22 protein-coding genes are annotated in these 23140 nt (G+C 63.1%); 14 read left to right on the top strand and 8 right to left on the bottom strand.

From position 1 onward, the window contains the following. Positions 1 to 9 precede the first annotated feature (9 nt). Positions 10 to 678: a phosphoribosylanthranilate isomerase gene (locus AC0CMF_RS15500; RefSeq protein WP_374629657.1), complete on the bottom strand. Its 669-nt coding sequence runs from the start codon at positions 676 to 678 to the stop codon at positions 10 to 12. Between the two features lie 330 nt (positions 679 to 1008). Here AC0CMF_RS15500 and AC0CMF_RS15495 point away from each other — a divergent pair, with 330 nt between their 5' ends. Beyond that, positions 1009 to 1218 (top strand): YegP family protein, encoded by a 210-nt coding sequence (locus tag AC0CMF_RS15495; protein ID WP_374629656.1) that lies wholly within the window; start codon positions 1009 to 1011, stop codon positions 1216 to 1218. 58 nt (positions 1219 to 1276) lie between these two features. On the opposite strand, the gene AC0CMF_RS15490 is transcribed toward AC0CMF_RS15495, so the two are convergent. Then, entirely contained in the window at positions 1277 to 3559 is a 2283-nt protein-coding gene (locus tag AC0CMF_RS15490) for an NADP-dependent malic enzyme (RefSeq protein ID WP_374629655.1), read from the bottom strand. A gap of 144 nt (positions 3560 to 3703) precedes the next feature. Between AC0CMF_RS15490 and mutS the strand changes: the two genes are divergently transcribed. Next, positions 3704 to 6448: a DNA mismatch repair protein MutS gene (mutS, locus tag AC0CMF_RS15485; protein WP_374629653.1), complete on the top strand. Its 2745-nt coding sequence runs from the start codon at positions 3704 to 3706 to the stop codon at positions 6446 to 6448. 12 nt (positions 6449 to 6460) lie between these two features. Here mutS and AC0CMF_RS15480 read toward each other — a convergent pair whose 3' ends face one another. Further along, a complete protein-coding gene (locus AC0CMF_RS15480; RefSeq protein WP_050474014.1) occupies positions 6461 to 7393 on the bottom strand; it encodes a LysR family transcriptional regulator in 933 nt (310 codons plus the stop codon). Between the two features lie 107 nt (positions 7394 to 7500). On the opposite strand from AC0CMF_RS15480, the gene AC0CMF_RS15475 reads away from it, so the two are divergent. From AC0CMF_RS15475 to AC0CMF_RS15450, 6 genes are all read left to right on the top strand, one after another. Beyond that, positions 7501 to 8688 carry a CaiB/BaiF CoA transferase family protein gene (locus AC0CMF_RS15475; protein WP_374629651.1) on the top strand — a complete coding sequence of 396 codons (1188 nt, stop codon included), beginning with the start codon at positions 7501 to 7503 and terminating at the stop codon, positions 8686 to 8688. After that, entirely contained in the window at positions 8685 to 9644 is a 960-nt protein-coding gene (locus AC0CMF_RS15470) for a hydroxymethylglutaryl-CoA lyase (protein WP_374629650.1), read from the top strand. Before AC0CMF_RS15475 ends, AC0CMF_RS15470 begins: the two co-directional genes overlap by 4 nt. A 26-nt stretch (positions 9645 to 9670) precedes the next feature. Then, on the top strand, positions 9671 to 10657 hold the full coding sequence (gene dctP, locus AC0CMF_RS15465) for a TRAP transporter substrate-binding protein DctP (protein ID WP_050474016.1): 987 nt from the start codon (positions 9671 to 9673) through the stop codon (positions 10655 to 10657). A gap of 5 nt (positions 10658 to 10662) precedes the next feature. Then, complete coding sequence (locus tag AC0CMF_RS15460) at positions 10663 to 11193, top strand: TRAP transporter small permease (protein WP_050474017.1); 531 nt, start codon at positions 10663 to 10665, stop codon at positions 11191 to 11193. After that, positions 11190 to 12473 (top strand): TRAP transporter large permease, encoded by a 1284-nt coding sequence (locus AC0CMF_RS15455; RefSeq protein WP_094462562.1) that lies wholly within the window; start codon positions 11190 to 11192, stop codon positions 12471 to 12473. The genes AC0CMF_RS15460 and AC0CMF_RS15455 overlap by 4 nt, the downstream gene beginning before the upstream one ends. A gap of 192 nt (positions 12474 to 12665) precedes the next feature. Next, positions 12666 to 13838 carry an MFS transporter gene (locus tag AC0CMF_RS15450; protein WP_374629649.1) on the top strand — a complete coding sequence of 391 codons (1173 nt, stop codon included), beginning with the start codon at positions 12666 to 12668 and terminating at the stop codon, positions 13836 to 13838. Positions 13839 to 13853: 15 nt separating this feature from the next. On the opposite strand, the gene AC0CMF_RS15445 is transcribed toward AC0CMF_RS15450, so the two are convergent. Together AC0CMF_RS15445 and AC0CMF_RS15440 are read right to left on the bottom strand one after the other, a co-directional pair. Continuing rightward, positions 13854 to 14498 carry a DUF2799 domain-containing protein gene (locus AC0CMF_RS15445; protein WP_186391407.1) on the bottom strand — a complete coding sequence of 215 codons (645 nt, stop codon included), beginning with the start codon at positions 14496 to 14498 and terminating at the stop codon, positions 13854 to 13856. Positions 14499 to 14587: 89 nt separating this feature from the next. Next, positions 14588 to 15127, bottom strand: coding sequence for a DUF2244 domain-containing protein (locus AC0CMF_RS15440; protein ID WP_374629648.1), 540 nt, complete (start codon positions 15125 to 15127; stop codon positions 14588 to 14590). A 22-nt stretch (positions 15128 to 15149) separates the two neighbouring features. Here AC0CMF_RS15440 and nth point away from each other — a divergent pair, with 22 nt between their 5' ends. Next, the gene (nth, locus tag AC0CMF_RS15435; protein WP_374629647.1) at positions 15150 to 15986 is read left to right on the top strand and encodes an endonuclease III; all 837 of its coding nucleotides are present in this window, start codon (positions 15150 to 15152) and stop codon (positions 15984 to 15986) included. Beyond that, positions 15983 to 16519: a GNAT family N-acetyltransferase gene (locus AC0CMF_RS15430; RefSeq protein WP_374629646.1), complete on the top strand. Its 537-nt coding sequence runs from the start codon at positions 15983 to 15985 to the stop codon at positions 16517 to 16519. The genes nth and AC0CMF_RS15430 overlap by 4 nt, the downstream gene beginning before the upstream one ends. A 4-nt stretch (positions 16520 to 16523) precedes the next feature. On the opposite strand, the gene irrA is transcribed toward AC0CMF_RS15430, so the two are convergent. Beyond that, positions 16524 to 16964 carry an iron response transcriptional regulator IrrA gene (gene irrA, locus AC0CMF_RS15425; RefSeq protein ID WP_050474023.1) on the bottom strand — a complete coding sequence of 147 codons (441 nt, stop codon included), beginning with the start codon at positions 16962 to 16964 and terminating at the stop codon, positions 16524 to 16526. Between the two features lie 501 nt (positions 16965 to 17465). On the opposite strand from irrA, the gene fabA reads away from it, so the two are divergent. From fabA to fabI, 3 genes are all read left to right on the top strand, one after another. Further along, positions 17466 to 17972: a 3-hydroxyacyl-[acyl-carrier-protein] dehydratase FabA gene (gene fabA, locus AC0CMF_RS15420; RefSeq protein WP_050474024.1), complete on the top strand. Its 507-nt coding sequence runs from the start codon at positions 17466 to 17468 to the stop codon at positions 17970 to 17972. A 112-nt stretch (positions 17973 to 18084) separates the two neighbouring features. Then, complete coding sequence (gene fabB, locus AC0CMF_RS15415) at positions 18085 to 19299, top strand: beta-ketoacyl-ACP synthase I (RefSeq protein ID WP_122522674.1); 1215 nt, start codon at positions 18085 to 18087, stop codon at positions 19297 to 19299. Positions 19300 to 19377: 78 nt separating this feature from the next. Continuing rightward, a complete protein-coding gene (fabI, locus tag AC0CMF_RS15410) occupies positions 19378 to 20190 on the top strand; it encodes an enoyl-ACP reductase FabI (RefSeq protein ID WP_472482096.1) in 813 nt (270 codons plus the stop codon). 86 nt (positions 20191 to 20276) lie between these two features. Here the strand turns inward: fabI and AC0CMF_RS15405 are convergent, their stop codons facing one another. Further along, the gene (locus AC0CMF_RS15405) at positions 20277 to 20831 is read right to left on the bottom strand and encodes an SH3 domain-containing protein (protein ID WP_374629645.1); all 555 of its coding nucleotides are present in this window, start codon (positions 20829 to 20831) and stop codon (positions 20277 to 20279) included. A 269-nt stretch (positions 20832 to 21100) separates the two neighbouring features. Between AC0CMF_RS15405 and AC0CMF_RS15400 the strand changes: the two genes are divergently transcribed. Beyond that, positions 21101 to 22087, top strand: a complete 987-nt coding sequence (locus AC0CMF_RS15400) for a 2-hydroxyacid dehydrogenase (protein ID WP_058898417.1) — start codon at positions 21101 to 21103, stop codon at positions 22085 to 22087. Between the two features lie 307 nt (positions 22088 to 22394). Here AC0CMF_RS15400 and dnaQ read toward each other — a convergent pair whose 3' ends face one another. Beyond that, positions 22395 to 23117, bottom strand: a complete 723-nt coding sequence (gene dnaQ, locus AC0CMF_RS15395) for a DNA polymerase III subunit epsilon (RefSeq protein WP_374629644.1) — start codon at positions 23115 to 23117, stop codon at positions 22395 to 22397. Positions 23118 to 23140: the final 23 nt, after the last annotated feature.

Here is a 23140-nt window from a genome sequence, read left to right as displayed (position 1 = left end):
CAACTCTCGTCACTCCTTCGCATGTTCCGCGCCCCGGACTGCCGCCACGAAAGCACGTATCAACCCGCTGTCCTTCACGCCCTTGCCGCGCTCGACGCCGGAAGAGACATCGACCGCTGTGGCGCCGCTGAGCGCAATCGCCTGCGCAACGTTTTCCGGATCCAGTCCCCCGGAAAGCATGAAGGGACACGGCAGGTCAAGCGACTTCAGCAGCGTCCAGTCAAACGGAACCCCGTGGCCGCCGGGCACATCGGAGTCTTTCGGGGGCTTGGCGTCAAACAGGATCCGCTCAGCCACATTGACATAGGGCAGGGCGGCCTCAAGGTCAGCCCTTTCACTCACGCCAATTGCCTTGATGATGCGCCGGCGCATCATGACCCGCGCGGCAGCACAGGCTTCCGGCGTTTCCTGGCCGTGGAACTGGAAAATATCCGGCTGCACCAGCTCGTTGATGCGCTGCAGGCCATGCAGATCCATGTCCACCGTCAGGGCGACAATCTCGCTGCGCCCGCGGGCAATATCAGCCAGACGGCAGGCATCGGAGAGCGTCACATGGCGCGGGCTCTTGGGAAAGAACACCAGCCCGACCATATCCGCCCCCGCCTCGACGGCCGCTTCCATGGTTTCGGGGGTCGAAAGACCGCAGATCTTGATGATGGTTTTTTGGCTAGAAAGCATGTTTTTCCTGAACACCACCAGTTCGTAACTCAGCGAATTCGAATCAATTTAGTTAACGATTCGTTAAGGAATAATGTAAAGTCTTCAAAATCACTCTGGTAACCCACTGAATTTAAACTATTTTCTCTCCAGCTTGACTCTAAGTGATTGATTTGGATTCATTTTATCGGTTTGAAGTGAAAGAGGCCACCAAGCACTGGTACTGCTTGGTGGCCTCGAAGCAAACCGATCTAAACCTCATGCTCGAGGATTGACCTATGTTTACCTTAGCGTCTGGAACTATGTTCCGGAATAAGCATCAGGTCAAGCTCGACATATAGGAGTTTGACAATGACAGGTCGTACGTTTCCATCCTATTACATGTACAAAGACAACCGTGGTGAATGGCGTTGGTCTTATGCCGCATCAAATGGCCAGATCATTGCGGTTAGCAGCGAAGGCTATAAACGCCGTGCAGACTGCGAGAGAGGAATTGAGATTATGAAGAGCTCTTACAGTGCTCCGACATATCTCCCATCTTCGTTATTAAACGCGGCGTGATCTTAAAACCCGGGTCTGCTGTTAGAAGCAGACCCGGAATTTACACATATTGGGCCTCTTACGTCACATTATACGCTGCAATCGCGGCCATGTTGACGATGTCGCTGTCCTTGGCACCCATAGGGACGATCTGCACCGGCTTGTCGAAGCCGACGAGCAGCGGGCCGATGACGGTGGAGCCGCCCAGTTCCTGCAGCATCTTGGTGGCGATGGAGGCCGAGTGGAAGGCCGGCATGACGAGAACGTTGGCCGGGCCGGTCAGGCGGCAGAAGGGATAGGCCGCCATCTTGTCCATGTTGAGCGCCACGTCCGCCGCCATTTCGCCGTCATACTCGAAATCGACACGGCGGCGGTCGAGGATGCGCACCGCTTCCTGCACCCGCTCGGCGCGCTCGCCCTTCGGATGGCCGAAGGTGGAATAGGCGAGCATGGCCACACGCGGCTCGTAGCCAAGCCTGCGGGCGACATGGGCTGCCTCTTCGGCGATATCGGCCAGTTCCTCCGCGTTGGGCATGTCATGCACTGTGGTGTCGGCGATGAGCACGGTGCGGCCACGGCACAGCGCCACCGACACACCGATCACCCGGTGGCCGGGTTTGGTGTCGATGCACTGGCGCATGGTGTCGAGCGCGACGGAATAGTTGCGGGTGATGCCGGTGACCATGGCATCCGCATCGCCCCGCGCCACCATGATGGCGCCCCAGTAGTTGCGGTCGTTGTTGACCATGCGGTGGCAGTCGCGCAGCAGATAGCCCTTCCGCTGCAGCCGGGTGTAGAGATACTGCGCATAGTCGGTGTTGCGGGTGGAATTGCGGGCGTTCTGGATGCTGATGCCGGAACGGGCAAGATCCACACCCGCACCAGCGGCGGCTTCGCGGATCTCGTCCTCGCGGCCGATCAGGATGGCCTCGCCCAGCCCCTGGCTGACGAAGCTGACGGCGGCGCGGATCATCGGTTCTTCTTCGCCTTCGGCAAAGACCACGCGCTTGGGCGCCTGACGCACCTTGGAGAAAATGCGCTGCAGGGTTCCGGCCACCGGATCGCGGCGGGCGGAAAGCTGGTGCCTGTACTGGTCCATGTCAATGATCGGGCGGCGGGCGACGCCGGTGTCCATCGCCGCCTGCGCCACGGCGGGCGGAATGGTGGAGATGAGACGCGGATCAAACGGCACGGGGATGATGTAGTCCGGGCCGAACTTCGGACGGCTGCCCCGGTAGGCGGCGGCCACCTCGTCCGGCACTTCCTCGCGGGCAAGGGCTGCAAGCGCCTGCGCACAGGCCACCTTCATCGCGTCATTGATGGTCGTCGCCCGCACATCCAGCGCACCGCGGAAGATGTAGGGGAAACCGAGCACGTTGTTGACCTGGTTGGGATAATCCGACCGGCCCGTGGCGATGATGGCGTCGTCGCGGATGGCCGCCACCTCTTCCGGCGTGATTTCCGGGTCCGGATTGGCCATGGCGAAGATGATCGGGTTCGGGGCCATGGCGCGCACCATATCCTCCGTCAGGGCACCCTTCACCGATACGCCGAGGAACACATCCGCGCCCTTCAGCGCCTCATAGAGGGTGCGGGCGTCGGTCTTCACCGCATGAGCGGACTTCCACTGGTTCATGCCATCGGTGCGGCCCTGATAGATGACGCCCTTGGTGTCGCAGAGGATGACATTGTCATGCGGCACGCCCAGCGCCTTGACCAGTTCGATACAGGCAATGCCGGCCGCGCCCGCGCCGTTGCAGACAATGCGCACCGACTTCAGGTCCTTACCCGTCAGATGCAGCGAATTGATGAGGCCGGCGGCAGCGATGATGGCGGTGCCATGCTGGTCGTCGTGGAAGACGGGAATGTCCATCAGCTCGCGCAGGCGCTGCTCGATGATGAAGCACTCGGGCGCCTTGATGTCCTCAAGGTTGATGCCGCCAAAGGAGGGGCCGAGATAGCGCACGGCGTTGATGAACTGGTCCGCATCTTCCGTATCGACCTCAAGGTCGATGGAATCCACATCCGCAAAGCGCTTGAACAGCACCGCCTTGCCTTCCATCACCGGCTTGGAGGCAAGCGCCCCGAGATTGCCGAGGCCGAGGATGGCCGTGCCGTTGGAGATGACCGCGACCAGATTGCCGCGCGTCGTGTAGTCATAGGCCCGCGATGGGTCTTCCGCGATGGCCCGCACGGGCACTGCCACACCGGGGGAATAGGCCAGCGACAGGTCGCGCTGCGTCGCCATCGGCTTGGTGGGGTTGATTTCGAGTTTGCCGGGCTTGCCTTCCTGATGGAACAGCAGGGCCTCCTGGTCTGTAAAGCTGACGCCTGTCTTGCCCTTCTTGCCTGATGACGACATGGTCTGGCCGGTCCTTCCCTCGTGCTGCGAAGCCTTCGCTTCTCTTATCTGGACCAAGACCTTATCCCCGGAAAATTACCGCCTCAAGGCACCTTTGGGCACAGGACCTGTGAAAGCTGCGGAGGGCTTTGCTAGGGTCCGCACATGCCGACCGATCAGAGCCCCTATACCCCTGCCCCGAACGATGCCGCATCCGGCGCGAGCGATGCCCGCGTGACGCCGATGATGGCGCAGTTCATCGAGATCAAGGCCGCCAATCCGGACAGCCTGCTGTTCTACCGCATGGGCGATTTCTACGAGATGTTCTTCGAGGACGCGGAAATCGCCTCGCAGGCGCTGGGCATCACGCTGACCAAGCGCGGCAAGCATCAGGGCGAAGACATCCCGATGTGCGGCGTGCCGGTGCATGCGGCAGACGACTACCTGCAGAAGCTGATCGGCCTTGGCCACCGGGTTGCGGTCTGCGAGCAGATGGAAGACCCGGCAGAGGCGAAGAAACGCGGCTCGAAATCCGTGGTGCGGCGTGATGTGATCCGCCTTGTCACCCCCGGCACGCTGACCGAAGAGCGGTTGCTGAACGCGGGGAGCAACAATTTCCTGCTGGCGCTGACAAGGCTGCGCGCCGGATCGGATGCAGGCGACGGCGTCTTCGGCCTTGCGTGGATCGACATGTCCACCGGCAGCTTCCAGGTGGCCGAGACGGATCTGCAGCGGCTTTCGGCCGACCTTGCCCAGATCGATCCGCGTGAAATCGTGCTGCCGGACAATCTCCTGCAGGAAACCGAAATCCGCCATCTGGTGGAAGGGCAGGGCGCTGCCATTTCGCCCGTGCCGCGCGCCTTCTTCGACGGGGCAACGGCGGCGGACCGGCTGGCAAATTACTTCCGGGTGAAGACCCTCGACGGTTTCGGCAATTTCTCCCGCGCCGAGCTGACCGCAGCGGCCGGCATTCTCGCCTATGTGGAGAAGACCCAGCTGGGCGAACGCCCGCCGCTGGACCCGCCCACCCGGGAGGCTGCACGCGGGCGGATGCTGATCGATCCGGCCACCCGCGCCAATCTTGAACTGACGCGCACCCTCTCCGGCGAGCGGCAGGGCAGCCTTCTGTCATCCATCGACCGCACGGTGACAGGCGCAGGCGCGCGCCTGCTGGCCAGCCGTCTGGCCGGACCGCTCACCGATCCGGCCGAAATTGCCACACGGCAGGACTCCGTCGGCTTCTTCCTCGACAACGAGATCCTGCGCGACAGCCTGAGGGCCGAGCTGAAGGCGGCGCCCGATCTGGCCCGCGCCCTGTCCCGCATTGCCATGCAGCGCGGCGGGCCGCGTGATCTTCTGGCGATTGCGCAAGGCCTTGAGGCAACGGCACGCATTCTGACGCAGATGAAGAGCGCCGAGGATCTGCCGCCGGAACTCGCCGCAGCCTGGCGCGATCTTGCCGCCGCGCCCCATGATCTGGGCGCCGAACTGACCCGCGCGCTCGACCCCGAGCCGCCGCTGCTCAAGCGCGACGGCGGGTTTGTGGCGGCTGGCTATGACGCCAACCTGGATGAGCTGCGGGATCTGCGCGATGCCTCGCGCAAGGTGATCGCCCGGCTTCAGGCGGACTATTCCGAAGAGCTGGGCCTGCGCTCGCTCAAGATCAAGCACAACAACGTGCTGGGCTGGTTCATCGAAGTGCCGGCCGGACAGGCGGACAAGCTGTCGGCGGATCCGGCGCGGTTTATTCACCGCCAGACCATGGCGGGCGCCATGCGCTTCACCACCACGGAGCTGGCCGATCTGGAATCGCGCATCGCCAGCGCGGGGGAGCGGGCGCTGGCCATCGAGCTGGAGATCTTCGACCGGCTTGCCGCCCAGCTGGTGGCGGACAGCGAGCCAGTGAAGGCCGCAGCCCGGGCGCTGGCCGTGATCGATGTGGCAGCGGCCCTGTCGAAACTGGCGCAGGATGAAAATTACTGCCGCCCGCTGGTGGACATGAGCCTTGCCTTCGCCATCGAAGGCGGCCGCCATCCGGTGGTGGAACAGGCGCTCAGGCGCGGCGGCGGCGATACCTTCGTGGCCAATGACAGCAACCTCGGGCCGCAGGGCAAGGAAGCGTCGGGCCAGATCTGGCTGATCACCGGTCCCAACATGGCCGGTAAGTCCACGTTCCTGCGGCAGAATGCGCTGATTGCCGTTCTGGCGCAGATGGGCAGCTTTGTGCCTGCCGCCAGCGCTCATCTGGGCGTGGTGGACCGGCTGTTCTCCCGCGTTGGCGCGGCCGATGATCTGGCGCGCGGCCGCTCCACCTTCATGGTGGAGATGGTGGAAACGGCGGCCATCCTCAATCAGGCGGGCGAGCGGGCGCTGGTCATTCTGGACGAGATCGGGCGCGGCACGGCGACCTTCGACGGCCTGTCCATCGCCTGGGCCGCCATCGAGCACCTGCACGAGGTGAACCGCTCCCGCGCGCTCTTTGCCACCCACTATCACGAGCTGACCGCGCTGGCCCAGCGCCTGCCGCGGCTGACCAATGCCACTGTCTCCGTGAAGGAGTGGAACGGCGACGTGGTCTTCCTGCACGAGATCATCCCCGGCGCGGCAGACCGGTCCTACGGCATTCAGGTGGCCAAGCTTGCGGGCCTTCCGGCGGCGGTGGTGGAGCGGGCGAAGTCCGTCCTCTCCCAGCTTGAGGAAAAGGACCGCCGCTCCCCGGCGGAAACCCTGATCGACGAGCTGCCGCTGTTTGCCGCCGTGGTCCAGACCACCAAGGCCGCCGCCACTGCACCTGCGGCCAAGGCCGATCCGGTGCTGGAAGCGCTCGGTGAAATCAATCCGGACGACCTCACCCCGCGTGAGGCGCTGGAAGCGCTCTACCGGCTGAAGTCTCTCAAGGCGAAAGGGTGACGCCGGAAAAGGTCAGGCCTGCTCTGCCTTGCGGGCCTGCCATAGTCCGCTGTCGATGGCCTTATGCACCAGCTCGATGACGAGCCGCTGCACCGCCTCCAGCGCATAGGAGGACGGGCGGTCCGCCATCTGACACAGATGCAGCGTGCGTGACAGTTCCGGCATGATGATGGGCCGGACAGCGAGGGCGCCTGTTTCTATGTGCTCCTGCAGAAACAGCCGTGTGCCGATGGCGCAGCCGAGCCCCGCAATCAGCGCGCCGCCGATCACATGCACCGAGTTCAGCTGAAAGCGGGCACTGCTCTCCAGCTTCTTCAGCAGCGTGGCGTCATCGACCAGCGCACGCGCCGAAATGCCCTGGCGCAGGATGATCATCGGCAGCCCGAGCGTGTCGTGAAAGGCGATCGGGCGGCCGGTTTCCCCGATGATGGCCTCGTGCCCGATCAGCACCATGCTTTCCTCCAGCACCGGGATCGACTTCAGCCGTGCATCCGCCGGAGGGTTGTAGACAAGAGCCATGTCCACGTCGGCGGCGAGCAGATGCGCGAGTGTCGTGCCGGACAGGCTTTCGGAAAGCGACAGGTTCAGCTTCGGGTAGTCGGTCATGATCCGTTGAAGGAGCGGCACGCCGATGGCCTTGACCGCCGAATAGGCCATGCCGATGGTCACGTCACCCGCAACCTCGCCGCCTGAAGCCTTGATGTCCCTTTCGGCGGCCTGCATGGCGCGCAGGATTGCCTTGGCGTGGGTGTAAAGCCGCTCACCCGCCGCCGTCGGTTCCAGCCCGCGCGGCCTGCGGTGGAAGAGCTTCTGCCCGAGATCCGCCTCAAGATTGGCGAGGTGATGGCTCAGCGCCGACACCGCGATGCGCAACTCGCCGGCAGCAGTCGTCAGGCTGCGTCTTTCAAAGATCGCCTCGAAGTAGCGGAGCTGGCGCGTGTCCATGGTTTCTCGATTTTAGAATGAAGCCTTATAAACTTTATAATTTTTCTACTCCGAGTCGAGCGCTAACTTGCTTCTGTGCTGCCGCCAGGCACTGGGAGGACTAGCAGGTGACGGAACCGTTCAAGCCGCTCGAAGGCATACGCATCGTCGAGATGAGCCACATGATCATGGGGCCGTCCTGCGGCATGTTCCTCGGCTTTCTCGGCGCCGAAGTGATCAAGGTCGAGCCGCCGGAAGGAGACAAGACCCGCTATCTGTCCGGCATGGGGCGGCCGATGTTCCCGCTCTTCAACCGCGGCAAGAAGTCGGTCCAGCTTGATCTGGCCAGCGAGAGCGGCCAGGCCGCGCTCCGCAAGCTTCTGGCCACCGCCGACGTCTTCATTGAAAATTTCCGGGACCAGTCGCTGGCAAAGATGGGCGCTGACGGCGAGACGCTGCGGCGCGAATTTCCCGGGCTGGTCGTTGCCTCGCACAAGGGCTTCCTGCGCGGCCCCTATCAGGACCGCACGGCGCTGGACGAGGTGGTCCAGATGATGACTGGCCTTGCCTATATGACCGGCCCCTCGGGCAGGCCCCTGCGGGTCGGTTCGTCGGCGAATGACATCATGGGCGGGCTCTTCGGTGCTTTTTCCGTTTTGGCTGCGCTGCTGGAGCGCAAGGAAACCGGCAAGGGCCGCAACCTGCGCATTGGCCTGTTCGAGAATTGCCTGCTGCTCGTTGCCCAGCACATGGTTCAGTACGAGCTCGAAGGCAAATCGCCGCCACCGATGCCGGAACGGGATTTTTCCTGGCCGGTCTACGATATTTTTGACACCTCGGACGGCAACCAGATCTTCGTCGGCGCCGTGACCGAAGGGCAATGGGTTGCGCTGTGCAAGCTCCTGGGTCTCGATGAATTGCTGAGCGATCCGCAGCTTCAGACGAGGATGCAGCAGATTGAAGCCCGCGGCCGGACCATTCCGGTCGTCGCCCGTGCCATTGCGGCCCGCGATGCCGGTGAACTTACCAGGCAATTCGAAGACCTGGGCATTCCCTATTCACCCATCGCAAAACCCGCCGACATGTACAGCGATCCGCATGTGATGCGCCCCGGCGGGCTTGCCACCTCGCATATGCCGGATGGCTCCACCTTCCGCGCCCCGTCCCTGCCTTTCGAAGTCGATGGCGAAATGCTGACCGGTGGCGGCGATCTGCAATCGGTCGGGCAGGACACGGAGACGGTTCTGGCCGGGGTCGGTCTTGACGCTGCAGAGATCGCTGCCGCGCGGGGCAAGGCGAAGGAGCAGGCGGCATGACGCGGCTTCGCGACGTCTATCCGGCCGGCCATGTGGTGCTGCGCGAAGTCGGGCTGCGTGATGGCTTGCAGCTCGTCAAATCCTATCCCTCGACGGCAGCCAAGATCGAGTGGATCAACCGTGAGTACGCTGCCGGTGTGCGCAATTTCGAGGTTGGCTCCTTCCTGCCGGCCTCACGTTTTCCGCAATTCGCCGATGTGCGGGAGGTACTGGCTGCGGTGAAGGCCCTGCCGGGCGCCCATGCGGTTGGCCTCGTCCTCAACGACCGGGGCGCGGATGACGCGCTTGCGTCCGGGGTTGATGAGATCATGTGCGTTGTCTCTGCCACGGAAGCGCATTCGCAAGCCAACACCCGGCGCAGCCGCGCCGAAGCGGTGGCCCATGTGAAACGGCTTTGCGCGCTGCGCGATGAAAGCCACCACCGGCCACTGGTGAATGCCGGCATCGCCATGGCCTTCGGCTGTTCGATCACGGGTGCCGTCGATCCGGACGAGGTGATTGATCTTGCCGAAGCGCTGTTCGAGGCTGGTGCCGATGTCGTCGGGCTGGCCGACACGGTCGGCTTTGCCGGACCAGACCAGATTGCCGCCCTTGTCCGGCGTATCCGCGCCATTGCGGCAGACCGGGAGGCCGCCATCCACCTGCACGACACGCGCGGCATGGCGATGGCCAATGCGTCCGCCGCGCTCGATGCGGGCTGCCGCATTCTCGACGGAGCGCTCGGGGGGCTGGGAGGCTGCCCCTTTGCGCCCGGCGCTACCGGTAATGCGGTTTTCGAAGACCTCGTTTTCCTATGCGAATCCAAGGGCTTTGCCACCGGCATCGACATTGGAAAGCTGATCGGAGTCCGGGAGATTCTGGCCCGCGAAATGCCTTCAGAAACGCTCTACGGCCAGCTGGCCCGTGCAGGGCTGCCGCAGGCGGCCGGAACGGGAGCAATTGTGAGCCTGAGATAAACTGGTCAAACTGGGAGGAGACCATCATGACGAAGACACTTCTTGCAACGCTTCTTGCCGCAACAGCCATGACAGGCGCTGCGGGTGCAGCAGAACTGATGCGCTGCAGCCATCAGCTGCCGCCCGGCCATCACATTTCCGAGGTGATCGAGAAATGGGCCGCAGAAGTTGAAACCTTGTCCAACGGCGAGATCGATGTTCAGATCTTCGGCGCCGACAGCCTGATCAAGGCCAATGACAATATCCTCGCCGTTGCGCGCGGGGAGATCGAATGCGCCTTCTCGCTGAACTTCCAGTGGGGCAAGACGCTTCCCCTCATGAACGTCACCATCGGCCCCTACACCATGTCCTCCATCGAGTCCTGGAAGAAGTGGCCGGACTCGGAAGCCGCTGCCTATCTCGAAGGCAAGCTTCTCGACAAGGGCGTGAAGAACATCGCCTGGATGTTCCAGACCAATGTCAGCGTGTTCACGTCCAAGGGCAAGGCACTGACGAAGCCGGATGACTTCAAGGGCCTGAAGATGCGCGGCCTTGGCCCTGCTTTCGACCGTGGCCTGACCGCCATGGGCGCCTCGACCGTGTCGCTGCCCGGCAGTGAGGTCTATCAGGCGCTGGCGACCGGCGTGATCGATGCTGCCGTGACCGACGTCGCGGCCGCCTATTCGCGCCGCTACTACGAGGTGCAGGACCACATGACGGTCGTGCCCGTCCTTGCCGCCTATCTCCACGGCTATGTGACGCCGTCCTGGTATGACGGCCTCACCGAAACGCAGAAGGCGGCCATCGATGAGGCTGGCAGGAAGGCAGCGGGCTGGGCCATCGAGGCCTCTGAAAAAGCCTCCGCCGATGCTCCGGCCCAGCTGCAGGAGAAGGGCGTGACCGTCCACATCGCCACCAGCGAGGAGAACGAAGCCTTCCGTGCGGCGATGCAGCCGGCCTTTGAAGAGGGCTTTGCCGCCGAGACCGGCGAGGAAGGCCGCGAGCTTCTGGCGCTGATTGCAAAGATCAAGTAGCTCCGATGCGGGATCCTGCTGAAAGGGGGGAGGAGGCGGGCGCCTCCTCCTCACCCCTCGACCGTTTCGCCGCCGCGATTTCCGGCGCCGGAGGTCTGATAAGCTCTGCGCTGATCCTGGTGGTGCTGATCATCACCGGCGTTGGCGTGTGGATGCGGTACGTGATTGGCCAGCCCATCGCCGGTGTCGAGGAGGCAACCGGCTTTTTCGTTGTGGCCATCGTCATGTTCGGCGCGGCCGAGGCATCGCGCCGGAACGATCATATCCGCATCGACATCATCCTCGACAAGGCCCCGCCACGTCTGCGCCGCTGGCTCGACATCTGGGCGCAGATTTCGGTGCTGGCCTTTGCAGCTGCGCTGCTGGTGACCGCCTGGCACACGGTGTCGTTCTCACGCCGTTTCGGCGCCTATTCGCCCGGCTATCTCGAACTGCCCATGTGGATCCCCCAATCGGCGATGATCGCAGGCGGCGGACTGATCCTGCTGGTGTGCCTGGCGCGTCTCTTCATTCTCCTGCGTGGAGGCCGGACATGACCCTCATCATCATCGCCGTTCTGGCCGCCGTGCTTCTGACAGGCATACCGATCTTCGCGGCCCTCGGGCTTACCTCGCTTGCCATTCTCTGGCTTTTCGAGGGCAAGGTCTGGTCGATGGCCGACACGGTCTTTGCCTCGCTCAACAATCCGCTGCTCGCCACCATCCCGATGTTCGCCTTCATGGCGCATGTGATGATCAAGGCGAAGGTCGTCGACGATCTCTACGAGATGTCGAACAAGCTGGTCGGCCACGTCAAGGGCGGGCTCGGCTTTGCCACCATCCTCTGCTGCACGATCTTTGCCACGATTTCCGGCTCCTCCGTGGCCACCGCACTCACCATCGGCACCACCGCCATTCCGCAAATGCAGCGGTTCGGCTACCGCCCGCGCGACACTTACGGCATCATTGCCGCAGGCGGCACGCTCGGTATCCTCATTCCGCCCTCCGGGCCGATGATCCTTTATGCGGTCGTCACCAATGCCTCGATCGGCGGCCTGTTCCTCGCCGGAATCGTGCCCGGCCTGCTGATCGCACTCCTCTTCGCCATCTTCTCCTGGGTTCAGGCGAACGCCCATGGCGAAACACAGGCCCAGGACTGGCCCGGCACACGCGCCGTCCTTGCGGCTTTCTGGAAGTCGATCTGGGCCGTCATGATGCCACCGGTCATTCTGGGCGGCATCTATTTCGGCATCTTCACAGCCGCCGAAGCAGCCGCAGTGGGTGCCGCCTATGCGCTGCTCGTCGCTCTGCTCGTGTACCGGAACGTATCGCTGCGCGATCTCGGGGAGTGCCTCTGGCAGACCATGCGCACCTGCGCCATGCTGTTCATGATTATCGCGGCTGCCGGCATGTTCGGCCATGCCATCACCATCATCCGGCTTCCTGCCGAAGTGATGGAAACCGTGACGGCGCTCGAACTGTCCCAGACGGGCTTCCTTCTGGCGGTCATGATCGCAATCTTCATCCTGGGGATGTTTCTGGAAACGATCGCGATCATCCTGATCACCACACCAATCATCCTGCCGTCCATGCTGGCCCTTGGCATTGATCCGGTCTGGTACGGCATCATGCTGATGATCAACCTTGAGCTTGCCCTGATCACGCCGCCTGTCGGCATGAACCTGTTCGTTCTCAAGGGGATCACGGGGGCGCCGCTGATCGACATCATGCGCGGGGCCGCGCCTTATGTCGGCATCCTGATCTTCGGCCTCTTCATGGTTTGGCTGTTTCCGCAGCTGGCCCTCTGGCTGCCGCAGCAATCCGGATTTGGCCGCTAGAGCAATTCCAGCAAAAGGGAAACCGCCCTGCGTCCCGGCTGCCCCCGGCTGTGCACGGCCGGGGGCAGTCATTTCCCCACGAAGGACTGGCGCAAAGCCGTCAAATCACCTTATTCTGGTGGTCCCTCCATTCAGGGCGCAGACCGTGTGCTGCGCCTTGCCCTTGCCGGTTTGACCGGCCCGGACCGTCTCATGTCTTTCGTCCTGCAGCTGCCCCGTCAGGCAGTCCTCATCCTGCTGCTCGTCTTTTTCGGCGCGCTGTGCACCTCTTCGCTCATTCCGGCGATGGGCTATTTCATCGTCGAAGGGTTGAAGCAGGAGCCCTGGCAGATCGGCCTTTACACCGGGCTCGTGGCGCCGCTGACCATGGTGGTGAACCGGACCTTTGGCGAAAAGCTGGATGGCGCGGTGGCGGTGAAGCCGCTGCTGCTGATCTCGATCCTGGCCTATATGGCGATGGCCCTGCTGCTTGCGGCCATTCCGGATTTTCTGGTGCTGGTGCTTGCCGGTGCGCCCATCATGGCGGTGGCCAATGGCGCGACCTCGACCGAGTTCACCTACGGCCGGCTTTATGCAGAGCGGACCGGCCTTGATATTGCCGAGTATAACGCCTGGCTGCGCATGGTCGTGTCGCTGGCCTGGGTCATCGGGCCGTCCATGACCTTCATTCTGTTTGATCTCGCCGGTTTCCGGGTGGCCTATCTGATTTCGGCAGGCCTTGCGGTGATCTGGCTTGTGCTGTGGCATCTGGGCGTGCCGGGGGACTTCCGCGCGCCGCAGCGCCCGCGCGGCACGGCTGCGCTGGAGGGCATCGACTGGCCCATCCTGCTGGCAGCTTTCACCTGCACGCTTTTTGCCGTTGGCAATGTGCTCTTCACCGCCGCCATGCCGCTCTATTATGTCAGGGAAGTGGGCCTGCCCGGCTATACGCCCGGCCTGTCGCTGTCCTTCAAGTGCATCGTCGAGGTCATCGCCATTTTTCTCGCTGCGCGCATTGCCGCGCGTTTCGGCTCAAGAACGGTGCTCTACGGCGCTTCGCTGCTCGCTGTGGTCACCTTCCTGCTGTTCACCCAGATCAGCAGCGTGCTGCATGTGGTGATCCTCTCGGCCATAGAGGGGCTTTACTATGGCCTTTTCGCCGGGGTCGCGATTTCCTTCGTGCAGAGCTATGCCCCGGACAAGCCGGGGCGGGCCACCGCGCTCTACATGAACGGGCTGTTTCTCGGCTCCTTCATCGGCTCGGTCTCCATGGGGCTGATCGCCAGCGCCTTTGATTTCCGCACCGTTGTCTTCGTGGCGGCCGGCAGCGGCCTTGCCGTGCTGGTGGCCCTCAGCCAGCTGCGGCCGCCGCGGGGTGCAAGCTGAAGCGCCCGTGCGGCCTCAGCCGCCGTAGCCGGAAATGAGACGCCGGGCCTCAGCGTTGACGGCCGCTTCCGTTGCCGCATATTCGCCCTGCCGCTGCATCAGACGGAAACGCAGGTCCTGGATCTCGAACCGGCCATCGCTGATCCGGTCGCGGAGGCGGTCTGCCTTCTGGCGGCAGGCGTTGCGCTCGTCGGGACTGCCAGAGCCGCAGTCCAGCCGCGACAGGTCGAAGCGGGCGCTGTCTGTGGAGGTTTCCAGATACCGCAGGCGGGATTCGACATTCTCGACCTCCCGCCGGGCGGAATAGATGCGGTTGCCGAGCTGATAGGCATATTCAAACTGACCGGCAAGAGCAGGCGGGCAGATATCCGACTTGCTGTCGCCCTGGCGGCCAATGTTGAAGCCGTTGAGCGGGGTGCAATAAATCTGCACACCCTCCTGCCAGCCGGACTGGTAGGCCGCCGGATCAGGGGAAATGCCATATTGGCCGCAGTCTTCCGCCACCTTGGAGATGCGGTTGGCCGCATGGCCGGAAGCCGCATCCGCCCGGCCCAGCGCGCGCCAGTCCCCGGCCTGGCACTGTTCCTTGGAAACCGTGTCGCAGCCGCCCAAAAGCAGCGCAATGCCCATGGCCGCAGCGGCCCCCAGCCAGAACTTCATGAAAGCCTCCCCAAGATACCCAGACCAGAGTGATACGCCTCACGGACGGGAACCGGAAGGCGGATTTGCGGTAAATTATGGGTCCAATATCAGGAAACGGCCGGGATACGCCCCGCCTTGGCATCGGCAATGGCTGCGGCAAAGGCCGTGGCAAAGCTTGTCCGGTCCGGCGGATTGAGGAAATCGCCGATGCCTATGGTGTCACCGCGGGCGCTCAGGGTGATCCGGGTGACGCCTTCATCTTCAAGCCGCATCACCGAAAGCCGCACCCAGAAGGGGTTGAAGCGGTATTCCTGCCGCTGACGGCCCGGCCCGGTCTTGCGGACGACAATCTCGTGTGCGCTGACCGTCACTTCCTCGCAGCGGTTGGCGGCCGCATAATTCAGCCGGAAGGCCATCCAGACCAGCAGCACATCCAGCCCGAAGAAACCGAAGACCGGCCATGCGCCGATGGAGAGAAACAAAAGCCCGGCGGCGAAACAGACCGCCCCCGTGGCCAGCATCAGCACCAGAAAGCCCTTCGGTCCCAGCGAGCGGTGCGGCGTCAGCACCGCAGCAAAGATTGGCCGCTCACCCGGCGCCAGCGCCGCGTCATCAGGACCGTCAGGATTGCTCTTGGTGCCGCTCATGAGAAAGCTTTATAGAGGAGGCATGACGCAAGCAAAGATCACAAAAGCACCAAAAAAGAGCAAGACCGCTGCGGCGGCGGTGAAGACACCCGCTCCGGCGCGGCGCAAAAAGGCCGCGCCGCGCTACACGAAGGCCGAAATCCACGCGATCTTCGACCGGTTCCACACGGACAATCCGGAGCCCAAGGGCGAACTGGACCATGTGAATGCCTTCACGCTGCTGGTCGCCGTGGTCCTGTCGGCGCAGGCAACGGATGTGGGCGTGAACCGGGCGACAAAAACCCTGTTCCGCATTGCCGATACGCCGGAGAAGATGCTGGCGCTGGGCGAGGACCGGGTGCGCGAGGAAATCCGCACCATCGGCCTGTTCAAGACCAAGGCGAAGAATGTCATCGCCCTGTGCGAACAGCTGCTGCGTGATCACGGCGGCGAGGTGCCGGAAAGCCGCGAGGCGCTGGAGGCGCTGCCCGGCGTTGGCCGCAAGACGGCGAATGTGGTGCTGAACATGGCCTTTGGCCATCCGACCATTGCGGTGGACACGCATCTGTTCCGCCTGGGCAACCGCATCGGCATTGCTCCCGGCAAGACGCCGCTGGCGGTCGAACTGGCGATGGAGAAGATCGTGCCGGCCGAATATGGGCTGCACGCCCATCACTGGCTGATCCTGCATGGCCGTTACATCTGCAAGGCCCGCAAGCCGGAATGCGCGCGCTGCCTGATCTATGACCTGTGCAAGAGCCACGAGAAGGTGCCGATGGATGCGGTGCCGGACATTGCGCTGCGCACGGCGGCGGAAATTGCCGCAAGACAGGCCGGGACACAGGCAGGGGCAGAAGCAGGGGCACCTGCGGCATCATGAAAATCCCGGACTGTCCGCAGCTTTCCTTCCGCCAGTTCGAGCTTTCCGACGCTGACTTCCTCATGCGGCTGATGAACGATGCCGCTTTCATCGAACATATCGGCGACCGGGGCCTGAGACAGGTTGAAGATGCCCGCAACTACATCCGCAGCGCCATCCGCCCGGCATACCGGCGCGGCAACTATGGCTTCTGGGTGATTTCGGACAGGGCGAGCGGCGCGGCGCTGGGCATGGCGGGCCTTGCCAAACGTGACAATCTGGATCTGCCGGATCTGGGCTATGCCCTGCTGCCGGAAGCGCGCGGACAGGGACATGCCATGGCGGCCTCCCGGGCCGTGCTTGCCTATGGCTTTGCAGCGCTGGCCCTGCCGCGTGTTCTCGCCATCACCAGTCCGGGGAACGAGGCGTCAAACAGTCTGCTGGCCCGCCTCGGCTTTGAGGTAGCCGTGCAGGATTACCGGCTGCCTAATGCACCGGGACGGCCGCAACTGCTGCATTGCCTCGAAAGGGAAAGATGGGAGCGCGCGGCCTGAAAGATCAGGCTGCGCCCTTCGGACGCACCCGCACCACCACATCGATACGCACGATCTCCATGCCCTCGGGGGCCTGGGGCACACGGCCGATGCCGATGCCATCGTGCGGAATGTCGACGACCCGGTTTTCGCCTTCAATGAAGAAGTGATGGTGATCGTGGACGTTGGTGTCGAAATAGGTCTTGGTGCCGTCGATGGCAACTTCCCGCAGCAGGCCGGCTTCGGTGAACTGGTGCAGGGTGTTGTAGACCGTCGCCAGTGACACCGGCACGGAGGCGCGGACCGCCTCCTCATGCAGGATTTCCGCAGAGATGTGGCGGTGGCCCTTGGAATAGAGCAATTCAGCAAGAGCGACACGCTGACGCGTCGGGCGCAGCCCGGAATCGCGCAGCATTTCAGTCACATCATGGCTGTGGTGGTGGTCGGCGTGATCGGGCGCGGTCATATCTGACTTTGGATCTCTGTCTCGTCGGCCAGCCTCAGCGGCGGAACCTAGTGCTATTCATAGGCATTCGCAGCGCGGTGCTTTGAAGGCCTGTCCTGATGGTCTCTATGGCCCTTTGTAGGGGACTTTTTCATATCAACAATTCAATTTTGCCATTTCTTGGACCGGGAATGCAAGTTTTTCCTTGAATTGCCGGTCAAATGTCCTCCCGACGGCGTGATGAAACAGCCCCGGCGGGCCGCAGAAGCAGCCCTGCGTGCTTCAGTCCGGCGAGCTACAGGCCGCATTAAGGCCCCGGAAGAGGGCTCCGCAGCAAGTGACGCAGCGATATCCTTGCCTTCAGGCCCCGCTTTCGCCCGTCTTGTGCGTTTGGTGATCTTTCGAAGCTGCACCTGCTGTGTTAGGAAGGCCTCGAACACATGACTGCAGAACCGCTTGCCCCTGCGGCAGAAAATGCAAGCCTCACCGGGCGGGCAGAACAACAAGATAAACGGGAACGGAATGACCGATCGGCGCTCGAGCTACGAATATGAAGACCTCCTTGCCTGTGCACGCGGGGAATTGTTCGGACCCGGCAACGCGCAGCTGCCGCTGCCGCCCATGCTGATGTTCGACCGGATCACGGAGCTTTCCGAGACCGGCGGAGAATATGACAAAGGCTTTGCCCGCGCCGAGTTCGACATCCATCCGGACCTGTGGTTCTTCCCCTGCCACTTCCAAGGCAACCCCGTCATGCCGGGCTGCCTCGGCCTTGATGCCCTGTGGCAGCTGACCGGTTTCTACCTTGGCTGGCTCGGGCTCGAGGGCAAGGGCATGGCCCTGTCCACCGGCGAGGTGAAGTTCAAGGGCATGGTCACGCCGTCGGTCAAGAAGGTCGAGTATGGCGTCGATTTCAAGCGCATCATGAAGGGCAAGCTCGTGCTCGGCATCGCGGATGGCTGGCTGAAGGCCGATGGCGAGCAGATCTACAAGGCGACCGACCTGCGGGTTGGCCTCGCCAAGACCTGATACCATATCAGCCCGTGGGTGCGGCATGTCCGCGCCCATCCAAACATCTGACGAATGAGTTTGCTGCCGCGCCGCCGCGCGCATGGGCAGCCTGGAAAGACAGGAGACCGCGATGAGGCGGGTGGTTGTTACCGGCATGGGTATCGTGTCCTCGATTGGCGACACGGCTCAGGAGGTTCTGGAGAGCCTGCAGGCGGGCCGTTCCGGCATCGTCAAGGCGCAGGAATATGCCGATCTCGGCTTCCGCTGCCAAGTGCACGGCGCTCCGAAGCTGAACCCCTTCGAGGCGCTGGACCGCCGCACCACCCGTTTCATGGGTCAGGGCGCCGCCTGGAACTACATCGCCATGCAGCAGGCGATTGCCGATGCCGGCCTTGAGGACGGCGACGTCTCCAACGAGCGCACTGGCATCATCATGGGCTCTGGCGGCCCGTCCACCCCCGCCATCGTGGAAGCGGCGGATATCACCCGCACGAAAGGCCCGAAGCGCATCGGACCGACGGCCGTGCCGAAAGCCATGTCCTCGACCAACTCGGCGACGCTGGCCACCCCGTTCAAGATCCGCGGCGTGAACTATTCCATCTCCGCAGCCTGCGCGACCACCAACATCTGCATCGGCAATGCGGCCGAGCTGATCCAGTGGGGCAAGCAGGACATCGTCTTTGCCGGCGGCGGCGAGGAACTGGACTGGACGCTCTCTTCCCTGTTCGACGCCATGGGCGCCATGTCGTCCAAGTACAACGAGACACCGTCCACCGCCTCGCGCCCCTATGACGCCAACCGCGACGGTTTCGTCATTGCCGGCGGTGCCGGTGTGCTGGTTCTGGAAGAGCTGGAGCACGCCAAGGCGCGCGGCGCCAAGATCTATGCCGAAATCGTGGGTTATGGCGCAACCTCTGACGGTTACGACATGGTGGCTCCCTCGGGTGAAGGCGCCGAGCGCTGCATGCGCCTTGCCCTGTCCACGGTGGATCTGCCGGTGGACTACCTCAATCCGCATGCCACTTCCACGCCGGTCGGCGACATCAAGGAAATCGAGGCGATCCGTGCCGTGTTCGGCGACAAGATCCCGCAGATTTCCGCCACCAAGGCCCTTTCGGGCCACTCGCTGGGGGCCGCAGGCGTGCATGAAGCGATCTATTCGATCCTGATGATGCAGCACAATTTCATCGCTGCCTCGGCCCATATCGAAACCATTGATCCCGCCTTTGCGGATATGCCGATCGTGCGCGAGCGCGTCGACAACGCCAAGCTTGATTGCGTTCTGTCCAACGGCTTCGGCTTTGGCGGCACCAACGCCTCCGTGGTTTTCAAACGATACGCTTAAACAGATTGATTGCCGGCGCGCCGGGGACGTTCGAGACGTCTCCCGCGCGCCTCAAAGGCGGTCCGACAGGAGTTTTTTATGGAAGGGCTGATGAAGGGCAAGCGCGGGCTTGTCATGGGTGTCGCCAATGACCACTCCATTGCATGGGGCATTGCCAAGACCCTTGCCGCACATGGCGCCGAGATGGCCTTCACCTATCAGGGTGAGGCTTTCGGAAAGCGCATCAAGCCACTGGCCGAGTCCATCGGCTCCAGCATCCTGCTGCCCTGCGACGTGGAAGACATTGCTTCCGTCGACAACGTCTTTGACGTGCTGAAGGAAAAGCGGGGCAAGATCGATTTCCTCGTTCATGCCATTGCCTATGCGGACAAGACCGAGCTGCGCGGCCGCTATGCGGACACCAGCCGCGACAATTTCAGCAAGGCACTGCTGATTTCCTGCTTCTCCTTCACCGAAATCGTGAAGCGTGCAGCGGCCATCATGCCGGACGGCGGTTCCGTGGTGACGCTGACCTATGGCGGCTCCACCCGCGTCATGCCGAACTACAACGTCATGGGCGTTGCCAAGGCGGCGCTGGAATCCTCCGTGCGTTATCTGGCGATGGATTACGGCGAGCAGGGCATCCGCATCAACGCGATTTCCGCCGGCCCCGTGCGCACGCTCGCCGGTTCGGTCATCTCGGATTCGCGCCTGATGTACAATTTCCAGAAGCGCCACTCGCCGCTGGCCCGCACCGTGACGCTGGACGAGATCGGCGGCTCCGGCCTCTATCTCCTGTCCGAACTTTCGGGCGGCGTGACCGGCGAGATTCATTTCGTCGACAGCGGCTACAACATTGTGTCCATGCCGCGTCTCGACGAGCTGAAGCGTCAGGACCGCAGCGACGACTGATCGTCCTGCCACACGATTCACGTGAAACAGCAAAGGGGCCCGTGAGGCCCCTTTGTCATGTCGGCTGCTGAACGCGCTGCATCCGGTCAGTTGCTGATTTTCTCGTTGGGATAGACGCCGAAGAGCCGGACCTGCTCCACCCAGCCGTCATACCCGCGGCCCTGAACGCGGCACCAGGTGCCATTGCAGGACTTGATGTCCGTCAGCACCTTGGGGGCGAGATAGGCCTTGATCGCAGCCTCCGCCTTGGGCTCGGAATGAAGGGGGGTGTTCTCGCTCTGCTCCCAGGGCGTCACAAGCGCTGTCCGGCGGGAGGACAGCAGCGTGTGGAACAGCCAGCCTTCCTTGCCTTCCCAGTCGCGCACGCGGCGCCAGTTCTCGAATTCCTGCGTTATTTCCACCGGCAGGCCGCCCTGAACATAGGTCCAGGACACCTCATGCTCGCGCGAGGGGCCCATGCGCACATTTGCCCGGTCAGACTTGATGCTGACGAAACGGGGAAGCGGCAGCCCGGTGGAGCCGGTCTGGGCGGTCTGCGCCAGAACCTGCGGCGCAACGAGCACCAGCGCCGCGGCAGCGGCGGCCAGCAGCCGGAATTTGCGGGCTATCGTGCCAGACAGGGTCTGATCAAACCGGGTCATGCCGTCCTCATTCACCTCTTCTGCGTTCCCTTTAGCGAAAGCCACCCCCCGTGGCCAGATGCAGCGGTACGGTTTTGTCCCTCAAATGCCGCCTGCGGCCTTCAGCACCCGACCAAGGTCGATACTGGCCGAAGGGCTGGTCCCCTTGTTTCTCGCAGGCCATCTGATAAGGAAAACAGGAGCGAACCGCCATGCGGGGATACCGCACGGTGAGAACCTAGGTCCGTTAGGGTTAAAGCACCCTCAACGCAACGCAGAAGGCTAGTGGCATGGGCAAGAAGAAGCCTTTGGTTGTCGTGACGCGCAAGCTTCCCGATGTGGTCGAGACGCGGATGCGAGAGCTGTTCGAAACCCGCCTCAACGAAAGCGACCGGCCGATGACGCAGGCCGAGCTCGTGGAGGCCGTGCGGACGGCCGATGTGCTGGTTCCCACCGTGACGGACCGGATTGACGCTGCCGTGCTGTCCCAGGCCGGGCCAAACCTCAAGCTCATCGCCAACTTCGGCAATGGCGTCGACAACATCGACGTGGTCAGCGCCAACAACCGCGGCATCAACGTCACCAACACGCCGGGGGTGCTGACCGAAGACACCGCCGACATGACCATGGCGCTGATCCTCGCCGTGCCGCGCCGGATCGCGGAAGGCATGAAGGTGATGGAAAAAGGTGAGTGGTCCGGCTGGTCGCCCACCTGGATGATGGGCCGCCGCATCTGGGGCAAGCGCCTCGGCATCATCGGCATGGGCCGGATCGGCCAAGCCGTTGCCCGGCGCGCCAAGGCCTTCGGCATGTCGATCCACTATCACAACCGCCGCCGCCTGCATTCGGACATCGAGGATGCGCTGGAAGCGACCTACTGGGACAGCCTCGACCAGATGCTGGCCCGCATGGATGTCGTGTCCGTCCACTGCCCGCACACGCCCGGCACCTTCCATCTGCTTTCGGCCCGCCGCCTGAAGCTGATGAAGAAGGACGCCTATGTGGTCAACACGGCCCGTGGCGAGGTGATCGACGAGACCGCGCTGATCCGCCAGCTGGAGTCCGGCGATCTGGCCGGTGCCGGTCTCGACGTGTTCGAGCACGAGCCTGCGGTGAACCCGAAGCTGGCGCAGATGCCGAACGTGCTGCTGCTGCCGCATATGGGCTCGGCCACCATCGAGGGCCGTATCGAAATGGGCGAGAAGGTCATCATCAACATCAAGACCTTCATGGACGGCCACCGCCCGCCCGACCGCGTGCTGCCGTCGATGCTCTGAGGAGCGGTCGAGGATACGAAATGACGCCGGAGGGGATGCTCTCCGGCCTTTTTGTTGGCTGTGATCCGCCACGCCGGTGCGGTGCTGAAAGGGGGCAACCGCTGCCGTATTCGTCATGCCATGACTTGATCATGGCATCCATTCCCTTGCCGCACACGCACAGGAACATGAAATGCGGTGCGAAGGAAAACGTTTATTTTTCAAAGGCCTGACTTGCCGTTGGCGTCACGATATGGATGCCATGATCAAGTCATGGCATGACGGAGAAAGGGGGAGACGCCTGCGCAAGGCACCGCCTTCCAGCCCCTTATTCCCCCGCAGGCTCGTATTTTTTCCAGAGGGCGCTGTCCCCCATTTTAGAGATAAAAGCCGCGTGGGCGGCCTTTTCGTCCTCTGTCAGCCGTGGTGCCAGCGGCTGGGGCCGGGGGCGGGCGGGGGCTGCCACCAGCGGGCCGCCGGTCTCTTGCGATGCACCGCCGGACTTGCGCTCCGTTTCATCCATGAGCCCCAGTGCCGTCTGGCGGCCACCCAGCAGCTCCAGATAGACTTCCGCCAGCAACTCACTGTCGAGAAGCGCGCCGTGCTTGGTGCGGCGGGAATTGTCGATGCCGAAACGCGAGCACAGCGCATCCAGCGAATAGGGGCCGGAGGAAAACTTCCGCCGCGCCATGGCCAGCGTATCAAGCACCTGGCTCTGCGGGATCGGCGGGCGGCCGAGCCGCCCCAGCTCCATGTTGATGAAGCCCATGTCGAACGAGGCGTTGTGGATCACCAGCGTCGCATCGCCGACAAAGGCAAGGAAGTCATCCGCAACTTCCGCAAATTTCGGCTTGTCGGACAGGAACTCGGTGGAGAGGCCGTGAACGGCGAAGGCGCCCTCCGGCACATCCCGCTCCGGGTTGATATAGACGTGGAAGGTGCGGCCTGTGGCGACATGATTGATCAGTTCCACACCGCCGATTTCCACCAGCCGGTCGCCGCTGCGCGGGTCAAGGCCCGTGGTTTCGGTATCGAAGGCAATCTCGCGCATGGCTGTCTGTCATCCTGATGCAC

The sequence above is a fragment of the Pannonibacter sp. CBAS1226 genome (assembly GCF_055685825.1).
Note: the sequence above shows the minus strand (reverse complement) of the source record. Positions and strands in the feature narration are given on the sequence as shown.